This is a genomic window from Bradyrhizobium sp. USDA 4474 (assembly GCF_054057515.1).
The window spans coordinates 6,037,044-6,049,258 of sequence record NZ_JBSRZJ010000002.1 but is presented as its reverse complement, the minus strand read 5'-3'; the positions used below and the strand labels follow the sequence as shown (position 1 = coordinate 6,049,258).

Here is a 12,215-nt window from a genome sequence, read left to right as displayed (position 1 = left end):
ACGCCTCCTTGTCGTTGAGCCACCGTGTCAGAGCGACCTTAAACGAGTGCTAAGGCCGATCGGCCCGCTGCCGGACACGATGTCGTCACGCGGCTTTTTAGACGATTTCGCGGCGTCTTCGGCCGGGATGGTGAACACAGGGTTTCGCCGTCGCGCTCATGGTTTCGAATTGGTGGAGATGCCGTCCGGACGACCACGGTGGCCGGATCAATCGAAAATTCACGAGGCCTTGATCCGCGAAGATTTTTGCGTCGATTTTCCGCGAATTAAGCTCAAGGCAATCACTTGCGATTTATCGAGAGTTGCTAGGTCGCTGGCGCCGCGCGGGGATCGCCGCGGGCCAGATCTAACAGACAGGTCGCAAGATGCGCTTTCTGCTCCGCATCACATTCTGGCTCGGGCTGGTGCTGGTGCTCCTGCCGCGGGACAAGACGCCCGAATCGGAGAAGCTGCCGAATATCGGCGCTGCCGACGCCGTGCAGGCCGCGACCGCGGCCGTGTCCGACATGAGCCAATTCTGCAAGCGCCAGCCGGCGGCCTGCGAGGTCGGCGGACAAGCCGCGACCATCATCGGCCAGCGGGCGCAGGACGGCGCGCGCAAGATCTACCAGATCATCAACGACAAGAAAGAGCAGATCACCAACGAGAAGAACGACACCAAGAAGGCGCCCGACCACACCGGCTCGATCACGGTCGCCGGTGAAGGCGATGCAGTGACCACCGAGGCGCCGCGCGACACGCTGACCCAGGACGATCTTGCGCTGGAATGGCACGGCCCGGAGACGGCCAATTAGGGCTTGAATCCTATCGATTTCGAGAGCCCCCGTCCCTATATTGGCGGCAAGCGAGAAATGATGGGCCATCAATGACTGCAATCGACGACATCAGGGACAATTTCGAGCTGCTCGAAGATTGGGACGACCGCTACCGGTATGTCATTGAGCTCGGCCGCACCCTGGAACCGATGCCCGAGGCGGAACACTCCGCCGCCAACAAGGTGAATGGCTGCGTCAGCCAGGTCTGGCTCCAGAAGCTGGTCGAGCGCGATGGCGGCACGCCGATCCTGAAATACCGCGGCGACAGCGACGCGCATATCGTGCGGGGCCTGGTCGCGATCGTGCTCGCGCTCTATTCGGGACGCACGCCGCAGCAGATTCTTGCCACCGATGCGATCTCGGTGTTCGACGAGTTCGGCTTCCGCGACCATCTGACGCCGCAGCGTTCCAACGGCCTGCGCTCGATGGTCGAGCGCATCAAGACCGATGCGAAAGAGGCGCTCGCGGAAGCTTCGTAGGAAGCTATTTCCCCTTCTTCCGCTGCTGCTGTCCCAAGCCCATCTTCTTTGCCAGCTGCGAACGCGCCACCGCGTAGTTCGGCGCGACCATGGGATAGTCCGCGGGCAGGCTCCATTTCTCCCGGTACTGCTCGGGCGTCATGTTGTACTGGGTGCGCAAATGACGCTTCAGCGACTTGAAGCGCTTGCCGTCTTCCAGACACACGAGATAGTCAGGCGCGATCGACTTCTTCAGCGAGACCGCCGGCTTTGCCGGCTCGAGCGGCGCCTCCACGCGCCCCGACGACACCCGCGTCAACGCGCCGTGCACCTGACTGATCAAATTCGGAATCTCGGCGGCCGGCGTCGGGTTGTTGCTGAGATAGGCCGAGACGATGTTCGCCGTCAGCTCAATGAAATTTTTGCCGGCGGCATCCGACATCGGGGCGACCTCTCTTCAATCCGATTCCGTCGCGTTGCATTGGCGGCAGCGAAGTAATCTCTGTCAACAATACGTTTGGCCGAAATACGACGACTGGCGAATATGAGGCGATTACTGAACTCGCGACAACGAGCGCGCCGTTTTACTTGAGCGCCTGGGCTCCAACGCCAAAGGCCTTCAGCCGCGCTGGTCGAGATGGGCACGCAGCTCGTCGATCGAGGCAAAGCGCATCATGCCCTCCGGCATCTGCGCCTCGATCGAGCCGTCGGAATAGAGCGAATAAGCCATGCCGTCGACGATGCCGGATTTGAGCACCGTCACCGCCGGCTGTGCGGGCGGCGGCTCGGGTGCGGGCGGTGCGGTGGCGGGCTGGGGTGCAACCGGCTCGAAGCTCGAGGACGGACGCAGCGGCGGTGGCGGCGGGCGACGCGCGGCGGGCGGCTCCGGCGGCCGCGTGCGGTCCGGCTTCGGCCAGGCGTCGTCGAAGCTCGCCGGCGCCGGCGGAGCCTCGGGCGCGGCCGCCTCTGTGGGCTCGGCAAGGGCTTGCGGCGGCACGCTCTCGGCTGCCTTGGTCTCTTTGGCCCCGGCGCGCTCGCGCTCCTTGCGCGAGCTCGAGGCGAACATCAGGTTGCGCCGGCGCGGTGGTTCCGGGGCCGCGGGGGGCTGCGGCGCTTCCGGCTCGGCCGGTGCCTCGGCGCGCGGGCGCTCACGCGGGAGCGCCGCTGCGGGCACATCGTCCTGCCATGGCGGCGCGGCTGGCGATGGCTGCGGCTCAACACGCATTGCGGGAACAGGCACCGGCGCGGCAGCAGGCCCGCTTGGCGAGGCGAGGCCCGGCGGCAGCACCGGCCTGACCCGAACCTCCGATGCTGCAGCCGTGCCGGCCAACCGGCGAGCGATGGCTTGCAGTTCCAGCAGCACGACGTAGAGGCCGACCAGTAACATTCCGGAGCAGACGCCAATCGCACCGGAGATTATGAGGGTGCTGCCGAGGCTGAAATCCCTGATCGAATAGCCGAAGGCGACCGCAAGGAGGCCCGCCGCCACGGCGAAAATCCCTGCAATCAACAAAGCCAAGCTCATCGAACACACCCCCGGCCGCGCATCCATGCGCGACGCCCGTTACGCCACAATACCGTCATACCGCGTTCCTCGCCAATGACCAATTGCCGCCATTCCGAACAGGGGGGAAGGATATCAGGGACCATTCACATTCCCTTCAGCAACGGTCCGCTACCTCTCAGGGGCTCCATATTGGCCAGAAATTGCTGCGTCGCATCAGGAATTTAGCCATAATGCCCAATTACTTGGTAATGGAACTGCGCTATAGGGATTCCGGGGAGCAGGCCCGCGCGCAACAGCAGGGCCACGAGGGGATTCCGGGTCACCAATAGCCATGACATCTATCACGACTTCGGCGATCGACACGCCTCTCCGGCGCTCGGTTGAGCGGACTTGCGACGATCTCGCCATGCTGGTGCTGGCTGCCGTCGCCGTCATCGCAGGCCTGACCTTTCGCGATTACGGTCTCGGCTGGGACGACTACACCCACGCCGAATATGCCGACCTGCTGCTGCGCATGTACGGCTCCGGTTTCCGCGACACATCGGCCCTCTCCTTCGCCAACCTCTACATGTATGGCGGCGGCTTCGACATGATCGCCGCCCTCCTGCACAAGGTCATTCCGCTCGAGCTGTTCGAGACGCGACGCCTGGTCGGCGCGATCGTCGGCGTGATCGGACTTGCCGTGACGTGGCGGCTCGGCCGCCGCATCGGTGGACCTCTTGCGGGCCTCGGCTCGCTCCTGCTGCTCGCGCTCTGCCCGATCTTCTACGGCCACATGTTCATGAACCCGAAGGATGCGCCGTTCGCGGTGGCGATGATCATCCTGATGCTGGGCCTGGTTCGTCTTGCCGAGGAATATCCGCAACCATCGCCGCGCACGATCCTGATCGTCGGCTTGGGTGCCGGCCTCTCGCTCGGCACGCGCATTCTCGGCGGGCTCGCGCTGGTCTATGCGATGATCGGCTTCGTCCCGCTGTTCCTCGAGGAACTGCGCACCGGCGGCGCGCGCGAGGCCATCAGGCGCTTCGCCCATGTCGTCTATGTGCTGCTGCCGGGCCTCGCGCTCGGTTACCTCGTGATGGGCCTGATCTGGCCGTGGTCGATCATGAAGCCCGGCAATCCCTTCGAAGCCCTGACCTATTTCTCGCAGTTCTTCGAGAAGCCCTGGAAGGAAATGTTCGACGGCGCGATCGTCTCCGTGCCCGACATGCCCTGGTCGTATCTGCCGACGCTGTTCGCGCTGCAGCTGCCCGAAGTCATGCTGGTGCTGATGGCAGGCTGCGTGGTCGGCACCTTCGCCATGCTGGCGCGCAGCGAGGTTCCGGCGCGCCGCAAGACTATTCTGCTGATGGTGACGCTGGCGGCTACCTTGCCGCTCGCGATCGCGATGGTGAAGCGTCCGGCGCTCTACAACGGCATTCGCCACTTCGTGTTCGTGATCCCGCCGATGGCGGTGCTCGGCGGCGTCGCTTTCGCCTGGACCATGGAGCGCCTGCGCGCCAAGCATCGCGCCTGGCAGCCGGCGATGCTCGCCCTCTTCTGCTTCGGCCTGGCGCTGCCGCTCGCCGAGATGATCCGGCTGCATCCCTATCAATACACCCACTTCAACCACATCGCCGGCACCGTGCGCGCCGCCGACGACCGCTTCATGCTGGACTATTGGGGCCTGGCGCTGAAGCAGGCCTCCGACGGCCTGCGCGAGCAATTGGTCGAGCGGCAGGAAGTGCCGCCGCGCAATCGCAAATGGAAGGTCGCGGTGTGCGGTCCGCAGCGTCCGGCCCAGGTCGCGCTCGGCCCCGATTTCACCATCGGCTGGGATTCGCATGCGGCCGATTTCGCCATGACGCTCGGCGAGTTCTACTGCAAGGGCCTCACCGCGCCCGTGATGGTCGAGATCAAGCGCGACGACGTGGTGTTCGCGCGGGTCTACGACATCCGCGGCCGCAGCATTTCCAGCCTGCTGTCGATCCCGGCGCCGTAGTAATTTTCTCTCTTGATCGCGATGGAGCGGAGCGAAATCCGGGACCGCTCGTGAGGCAACCCGCATTCCGCTCGCGCTCCATGCGGGCTACGCTTGGCTGCTGCGATCTCGTCACCTTGCGGCCGGCAGTTTGCAAGACTAGGCTCCTGTCCGAAACAACTGGGTTCGGAGAGAAATGCCATGTCACCAGCGGAAGCGCGCCTGAAGGAAGTGCCGTCTGACATGACGGAGGCCGAGTGGCAACAACGGGTCAATCTCGCCGCCTGCTATCGTCTCGTCGCGCTGTATGGCTGGGACGATCTGGTCGACACCCACATCTCCGCGCGCGTGCCCGGCCCCGACCACCACTTCCTCATCAACCCCTATGGGCTGATGTTCGACGAGATCACGGCCTCGAGCCTGGTCAAGGTCGATCTGCACGGCAACCAGCTCTCCGAGAGCGAGTACAGCATCAACCCGGCCGGCTTCACCATCCATTCGGCGATCCACGAGGTGCGCGAGGACGCGATCTGCGTGCTGCATCTCCACACGCTCGACGGCACCGCCGTGTCGAGCAGCGCCGAGGGCCTCTTGCCGCTGAACCAGACGGCGCAGCTCGTCACCCACGACCTCGCCTATCACGACTACGAAGGCATCGCGCTCGACCACGACGAGCGGCCGCGGCTGCAGAAGGATCTCGGCGACCACAACCACATGCTGCTGCGCAATCACGGCACACTGACGGTCGGCCGCTCGGTCGCCTCGGCCTTCGAGCGCATGTATCACCTCGAGCGCGCCTGCTCGATGCAGGTGCGCACACGCGCGCTGGGCACGCCGGTCTACCCGGTCGAGGAGATCGCGATCGAGAAGAACACCGAGCTGCTTGCCAACCGCGACCGCGCCGAGCTGCGCTCCACGACGCTGGTGTGGCCGCCGCTGCTGCGCAAGCTCGACCGCGAGCTGCCGGGTTACCGGTCTTGAGATTTTGCGGATTTCGTGTAGGGTAGCGATCAACTACCTCTGCACGTCATGGAATGAAACGCCGCCCAATATTCCGGGCGGCGTTTTTATTTTGGGGGTGACTTCGTAGGGTGGGTTAGCCGAAGGCGTAACCCACCACGCCGCGGCGATTGCGTAGCGCAGTTGGTGGGATACGCTTCGCTAGAGCGTTTCACGTTTTGATGGAAGCGTATCCGGCGTTTTCGAAGTAGTTGCTGCATTCGTTGGGCTGGATGGTTGTGATGAGGCCGCCGATATGGCGACAAATGTCGTCGATCGTGCGCTTCTGGGCGGAGCGCATCCAGTGCTTGATCTTGGCGAAGGTTTGTTCGATCGGATTGAGGTCGGGGGAGTATGGCGGTAGGTACCAGAGCCTGGCGCCGGCGGCTTTGATCAGGCTGCGCAGGGCAGCCGATTTATGGCTGCCGAGATTGTCCAAGATGACGATGTCACCCGGCTGAAGCTGCGGGACGAGAACCTGCTGGACATAGGCGCGGAAGCATTCGCCGTTGATCGGGCCATCGAACAGGCAGGGTGCGGTGAGACGGTCACAGCGCAATGCGCCAAGGAATGTCAGCGTCCGCCAGTGACCATGTGGCGTGAAGCTGCGCACCCGCTCGCCTTTTGGTCCCCATCCGCGCAGTGGGGCCATATTGGTTTTGATCCAGGTCTCGTCGATAAAGACCAGGCGCCGGGGATCGAGTTTGGCCTGCCATGAGCGCCAGCGCTGGCGTCTACGCGCGATGTCGGAGCGAGCTCGCTCGAGGGCGAGCAGCGTTTTTTTTGAACCGCAGTCCCTCGCGCCGTAGAAACAGCCAAACCGCATTGTGGGAGACCTTGACCCCGCGCGCGAAAAGCTCGTCCTTGAGGGCGTGAAGCGTCAAATGCGGCGTCTGACTGATCCGCTCCTTGATGAAGGCGCGATGTGGCTCAAGCACGGGCTTGCGATGGCCGCCCATCTTTCCGGGCGCTACCGAGCCGGTCGTCCGATAACGCTGCGACCACTTCACAACCGACGAAACCGCAACCCCAAACCGTGTTGCTACCGAGCGGCAGCTCTCGCCCTTTACAACTGCCGCAACCGCACGCTTACGCAGATCATTGGAAATTGGTCGGACCATCGGATGCTGGCCTCCATCCCAGCCAGCATCTTGAATCATATTCGTCTCCGATCCGGAATCCCTTCCGATTCAATAAATTCGTGAACCGCTCTAACCCACCCTACGCAGCTCGCCCCTATTTTACCTCAGCCAACGCGGCGAGAATCCTTGCCCAAGAGCGAATGCCCTTCTGGAAGCTGCGCAGATCGTACTTCTCGTTCGGCGAATGGATGTTGTCGTCGTCGAGGCCGAAGCCGACAAGCAACGAGTCCAGCCCAAGCGTGCGCTTGAAATCGGCCACGATCGGAATCGAAGCGCCGGAGCCCATCAGCACGGTCTGCTTGCCCCATTCCTCGGCGAGCGCCTTGCTGGCGGCGGCGAGCGGCTTCATGTTCCAGTCGAGCGCGACCGCAGGCGCGGCGGAATGATCGCCGAACTCGACCTTGCAATCGCCGGGCAGCCGCGCCGTGACGTAATCGCGGAATGCCTTGCGTATCTTCTGCGGGTCCTGCCCCTCGACCAGGCGGAACGAGACCTTGGCGGACGCATGCGACGGAATCACGGTCTTGGAGCCTTCGCCGATATAGCCGCCCCAGATGCCGTTGACATCGCAGGTCGGACGCGAAGAGGCCTGCTCGATCAACAGCCGTCCTTTCTCGCCCGCCGGGATCGACAGCCCGATCGGCTTCAGGAACATCTCCGGCGTGAGGTTGAGCTTCTTCCACTGCTCCAGAATATCAGGCGGCAGATCCTTCACGCCGTCGTAGAAGCCGGGGATGGTGATGCGATTGTCGTCGTCGAACAGGCCGCCCAGGATTTTCGTCAACACCCGGATCGGGTTCATCGCGCTGCCGCCGAACACGCCGGAATGCAGATCGCGATTGGCCGCGGTGATCTTCAGCTCTTCATAGAGCAGCCCGCGCAGCGACGTCGTGATCGCCGGCGTGTCGCCGTCCCACATGCCGGTGTCGCAGACCAGCACGTAGTCGGCTTTGAACTCGTCCTTGTTGGCCTCGATGAAGGGCACGAAATTCTTCGAGCCGACCTCCTCCTCCCCTTCGATCAGGAAGGTGACGTCGATCGGCAACGAGCCCGTCACCTTCTTCCAGGCCCGGCAGGCCTCGACGAAGGTCATGACCTGGCCCTTGTCGTCCTCGGCGCCGCGCGCGACGATGATCTTGCGGCCGTCGGCATGATCGGTCACGACGGGCTCGAACGGCGGACGGTGCCAGAGATTTTCCGGATCGACCGGCTGCACGTCGTAATGGCCGTAGAAGATCACATGCGGCCGCCCACCGGCCGCGGTCTTGCCGACGATGGCGGGATGGCCGGCGGTCGGCCTCACCTCGGTCGCGACGCCGAGGCTTGCGATGTCCCTGGCCAGATGCTCGGCCGCCGCCTTGCAATCGCCGGCGAAGGCCGGATCGGCGGAGATCGACTTGATCCGCAACAGCGAGAACAGGCGCTCGAGGCTGTTGTCAAAGTCCTTGTCGATGTGGTCGAGCACGGATTGAAGCTGCGCGTTGGCCATGGTCGGATTCCCTGACGGTTCGAGTCTCGAGACCGCTTGAGTTTCGAGCTGCTTTGGATTTTAGCTCTGCCGCGGCGTCGGAGCTAGCCGCATCAGGCGGATGCCTGATGTGCCAGGCAAGGCAAAGTGCAAGGATCGCCGTGGCGATCAGATTATTGCCCCAGGCCTGGAGGACATTGGGAAACGGCGGCAGCGACAGCAGCATGAGGAAGCCGGCTGCGACGAGCGCAAACCAGGTTCCCAGCCGAACCTTCGGCCGTACATCGAAGGCGGCCCGATGCATCAGCACCGTCAACGGCAGGAACAGCCACATGAAGTAGTATTGCCGCGCCAGCGGAGAGGCCACCGTCATCAGGCAGAACAGGATGCCGAGCTCCTCGGCGTCCGAGCGCGCATTTCGCTGCGCCTGCCGCGGCATGACGGCGACAAAGCCGAGCCCGAGCAACGTCGACATCGCCAGCACGATCCAGTTCGCCGTCCTGTAGTCGACGTCGATGAGATTCATCGTGCGCGCCGGCTTACTGGGGTCCTCCTGATTGTAGTTGATCGGCCTGACCAGACGGTGCGTCATCGCGATGATGGACTGGTTGACCCATGACCAGTTCTGCTCGTCGCGCTGGCCGAAGCCCTTCTCCGAGCTCGACCCCACCATGCCCTGATACCAGGTGTTGAGCTCGGCGGCGTTGCGCTCGAAGCCGCGGATCGGCGCCGGCACCACATAGAGAAGGATGCCGACAAAGGCGAGCATGCTGACCACCGCCGCCCACTGCCTGCGCCAGACCAGATAGGGCAGCACAGCGACCGGAAACACCTTGATGGCGGTGGCGAGCGCGAACGCGAAGCCCGCCAACCAGGGCCGCTGATGCTGCAGGCACCAGAAGCCATAGAGCGTCATGGCCAGCAGAACGAGATTGGGCTGACCGAGATCGAACATGTCGAACACGAAGGTCACGGTGACGAGCGCAGGCAAGGCTTCGAGCCACGGGCCGGGCTTGCGGTCCGATCCGGTCATGGCATTGGAGAGCATCCCCGTGTACCACCACGCCACCGCGTTCAGCACCGACAGCACGAGGTAGAGCGGAATCTTGCCGAACCAGCTCGGGACCGCGAGCAAAATCGCCGACAGCGGTGGATAGATGAACTCGAAATATTCGTGGAAGTCGCGGGGATAGAGCGGGCCGCCATCCAGCACCTGCTGCCCGGCCCAGTACCACAGCGCATAATCCTTGGTCTTGCCGTGGCCGAATATCTCCGGACCGAGAACATCGGCGGTGAGGAGAACGCAGCAGGCCAGGAAAAGCAGATCGAGCGGCGCGCGCAGCGACAGCGATCTGAGCGCGCCGGGCTTATTGGACGGACGGGATGCGGTCACAATGCCTTCAATCTGCGGCCGGGGGAAACGTCGGTATATGTCCAGACAGACACATGCCGCAAGTGCGCACTTCCTCCCATACGCCGCGAGGTGAGCGGCGACGGCGCGGAAAGCCGTTTCAAGGATTCCCTCGGCTGCCTACCTTCGCAGCAGGCCGCCCAGCGCACCGCGGACGAGCGCGCGGCCGACCGAGCCGCCGAGCTGGCCGCCGACCGATTTGCCGAGATCGGCCACGACGCCGCCGACCACCTTGTCGGTGACCGTACGCGTGACGTCGCGCGCGATGCGCTGTCCCGTCGTCAGCCGGTTGCGCCCGGTATTGGTGCCGAAGACGGTGCCCACGATCGAGCCGATCTGGCCGAGGATGCCGCCGCTTCCGCCTGCCTGAGCGTCGGCCGGCGCCGCGGTGCCCGCGATCCGTTTCTGGATAATCTCATACGCCGACTCGGCATCGACAGCGGTATCGTATTTGCCCTTCACCGGGCTCGCATCCATGATCGCCTTGCGCTCCTCCGGGCTGATCGGCCCGATGCGGGCCGAAGGCGGGCGGATCATGACACGCTCGACCATCGCCGGCGTGCCGTTGCCTTCGAGGAACGACACCAGCGCCTCGCCCTTGCCGAGCTCCATGATCACCTTGGCGGTATCGAGCTTCGGGTTGGGCCGGAAGGTCTGGGCGGCGGCGGCGACCGCCTTCTGGTCGCGCGGGGTAAAGGCGCGCAACGCATGCTGGACCCGGTTTCCCATCTGCCCGAGCACGCGGTCCGGCACGTCGATCGGGTTTTGCGTGACGAAATAGACGCCGACGCCCTTGGATCGGATCAGGCGAACCACCTGCTCGATCTTGTCCATCAGCGCCTTCGGCGCGTCGTTGAACAAGAGATGCGCCTCGTCGAAGAAGAACACCAGCTTGGGCTTGGGCAGGTCGCCGGCCTCGGGCAGTTCCTCGAACAGCTCTGACAGCATCCATAGCAGGAACGTCGCGTAAAGCCGCGGGCTCTGCATCAGCTTGTCGGCAACGAGGATGTTGACCATACCGCGGCCGTCGCGGTCGGTCTTCATGAAGTCGTTCAGGGTCAGCGCCGGCTCGCCAAAAAATTTGGTGCCGCCCTGGTTCTCCAGCACGAGCAACTGGCGCTGGATGGTGCCGACGGTCGCCTTGGTGACGTTGCCGAAGCCCTGGGCTGCCTTGCGGATCGGCGCGAGCGGATCCTCCTCCGCGTCCGGCCCCTTCTTGCCGCTGTCAGGCACGATGGCATCGAGCAGCGCTCGCAGATCCTTCATGTCGATCAGGGCGAGGCCATTATCGTCGGCGACGCGGAAGGCGACGTTGAGCACGCCTTCCTGCACGTCGTTGAGATCGAGCATGCGGGCGAGCAACAGCGGCCCCATCTCGGTGATGGTGGCCCGCACCGGATGGCCCTGCTCGCCAAACACGTCCCAGAACACGGTCGAGAATTGGTCCGGCTGGAAATTCAGCCCCATCTCGGTGGCACGCTTGATGATGAAATCCCTTGCCTGCCCGACCTCGGAGATGCCGGAGAGGTCGCCCTTGATGTCGGCGGCGAACACCGGAACACCGGCGCGCGCAAATCCTTCCGCCATCACCTGCAGCGTGACCGTCTTGCCCGTTCCAGTCGCGCCGGTGACGAGGCCATGGCGATTGGCGAGTGCCAGCGTCAGCCAGGCCTGCTCGTCTCCCTTGCCGACGAAGATCTTGTCGTCGGTATCGCCGAGCTTATTGTCCTGCGCCGTCATCAGTTTCTCTATGGTTGTTTCGCGGATCGAAACTCGAGCCCGCCAGTTCCGTAGTCTACCGCATGTCGCAGGGCGATTGAAACCGCTCAAAAACCGCGTTGACATCAAGACTTTGTCGGAGACACCGCGCGCGGTATGCGTCGAAAGTCGGAGCGATACATTCGCCTCGCGGCAACTTTGCAACCATTTCTTCTTCGATCTTGCATTGCTGCAACACCTTTCCCGTATTCGAGAATGAATCGGAACGTAGCGCGCGTTCATCGCTTGAATTTCACATCGCACCGGCTCAAGATCATTTTTCGAAGATAATCTCCGGCATGTGAACCGGCTGAGGGGCAGGCCCATATGGACGAGCTGATCGGACGGCTGGCGACAAGCGCCAGTATAGATAGTGCTGTCGCTGAAAAGACCGTCGGCATTATCCTGGGATTCCTCCGCAGCGAAGGTCCCTCCGACAGCGTGCAGGCCTTGATCGACCAGATCCCTGGTGCAGAAGGCGCGATCGAAGCGTCCACCAGCGGCGGCGGACTGTCGCGGCTGATGGGCGGCGGTCTGATGGCGGTCGGCACGCGCCTGATGGGACTTGGTCTCGGCATGTCCGACATTCAGAACGTGGCCCGTGAACTTTTCCGCTATGGCCGAGACAAAGTCGGAGCGGATCACATGGGCAAGATCATTGCAGGGACGCCAGGCCTTAGCCAGTTCGCCTGAAGCT

11 protein-coding genes are annotated in these 12,215 nt (G+C 63.5%); 5 read left to right on the top strand and 6 right to left on the bottom strand.

Annotated features, from left to right (window positions below):
- Nucleotides 1-365: 365 nt before the first annotated feature.
- Together ACVW16_RS29975 and ACVW16_RS29970 are read left to right on the top strand one after the other, a co-directional pair.
- Nucleotides 366-794 (top strand): DUF5330 domain-containing protein, encoded by a 429-nt coding sequence (locus tag ACVW16_RS29975; RefSeq protein WP_456702609.1) that lies wholly within the window; start codon nt 366-368, stop codon nt 792-794.
- 71 nt (nt 795-865) lie between these two features.
- Nucleotides 866-1,294 carry a SufE family protein gene (locus ACVW16_RS29970; protein WP_092226763.1) on the top strand — a complete coding sequence of 143 codons (429 nt, stop codon included), beginning with the start codon at nt 866-868 and terminating at the stop codon, nt 1,292-1,294.
- 4 nt (nt 1,295-1,298) lie between these two features.
- Here the strand turns inward: ACVW16_RS29970 and ACVW16_RS29965 are convergent, their stop codons facing one another.
- A complete protein-coding gene (locus ACVW16_RS29965; protein ID WP_092226764.1) occupies nt 1,299-1,715 on the bottom strand; it encodes a MucR family transcriptional regulator in 417 nt (138 codons plus the stop codon).
- A 177-nt stretch (nt 1,716-1,892) separates the two neighbouring features.
- Nucleotides 1,893-2,798 carry a DUF308 domain-containing protein gene (locus tag ACVW16_RS29960; protein ID WP_456734549.1) on the bottom strand — a complete coding sequence of 302 codons (906 nt, stop codon included), beginning with the start codon at nt 2,796-2,798 and terminating at the stop codon, nt 1,893-1,895.
- 313 nt (nt 2,799-3,111) lie between these two features.
- Between ACVW16_RS29960 and ACVW16_RS29955 the strand changes: the two genes are divergently transcribed.
- Both ACVW16_RS29955 and ACVW16_RS29950 read left to right on the top strand, forming a co-directional pair.
- Nucleotides 3,112-4,761, top strand: coding sequence for a glycosyltransferase family 39 protein (locus ACVW16_RS29955; protein WP_456702606.1), 1,650 nt, complete (start codon nt 3,112-3,114; stop codon nt 4,759-4,761).
- 180 nt (nt 4,762-4,941) lie between these two features.
- Nucleotides 4,942-5,721 carry a class II aldolase/adducin family protein gene (locus ACVW16_RS29950; RefSeq protein ID WP_456702605.1) on the top strand — a complete coding sequence of 260 codons (780 nt, stop codon included), beginning with the start codon at nt 4,942-4,944 and terminating at the stop codon, nt 5,719-5,721.
- A 190-nt stretch (nt 5,722-5,911) separates the two neighbouring features.
- Here the strand turns inward: ACVW16_RS29950 and ACVW16_RS29945 are convergent.
- From ACVW16_RS29945 to ACVW16_RS29930, 4 genes are all read right to left on the bottom strand, one after another.
- Nucleotides 5,912-6,860, bottom strand: a protein-coding gene (locus tag ACVW16_RS29945) for an IS630 family transposase (RefSeq protein ID WP_456738136.1) whose coding sequence is annotated in 2 segments (ribosomal slippage) — nt 5,912-6,523 and nt 6,525-6,860 — 948 coding nt in all. Because the reading frame shifts where the segments join, the coding sequence is not laid out codon by codon here.
- Nucleotides 6,861-6,975: 115 nt separating this feature from the next.
- A complete protein-coding gene (locus ACVW16_RS29940; RefSeq protein WP_456734548.1) occupies nt 6,976-8,370 on the bottom strand; it encodes a M20/M25/M40 family metallo-hydrolase in 1,395 nt (464 codons plus the stop codon).
- Nucleotides 8,318-9,742, bottom strand: coding sequence for a glycosyltransferase family 87 protein (locus ACVW16_RS29935; protein ID WP_456734547.1), 1,425 nt, complete (start codon nt 9,740-9,742; stop codon nt 8,318-8,320). Before ACVW16_RS29935 ends, ACVW16_RS29940 begins: the two co-directional genes overlap by 53 nt.
- 138 nt (nt 9,743-9,880) lie before the next feature.
- Nucleotides 9,881-11,500: a helicase HerA-like domain-containing protein gene (locus tag ACVW16_RS29930; RefSeq protein ID WP_456734546.1), complete on the bottom strand. Its 1,620-nt coding sequence runs from the start codon at nt 11,498-11,500 to the stop codon at nt 9,881-9,883.
- 345 nt (nt 11,501-11,845) lie between these two features.
- Here ACVW16_RS29930 and ACVW16_RS29925 point away from each other — a divergent pair, with 345 nt between their 5' ends.
- Nucleotides 11,846-12,211, top strand: coding sequence for a DUF2267 domain-containing protein (locus tag ACVW16_RS29925; RefSeq protein WP_456702601.1), 366 nt, complete (start codon nt 11,846-11,848; stop codon nt 12,209-12,211).
- Nucleotides 12,212-12,215: the final 4 nt, after the last annotated feature.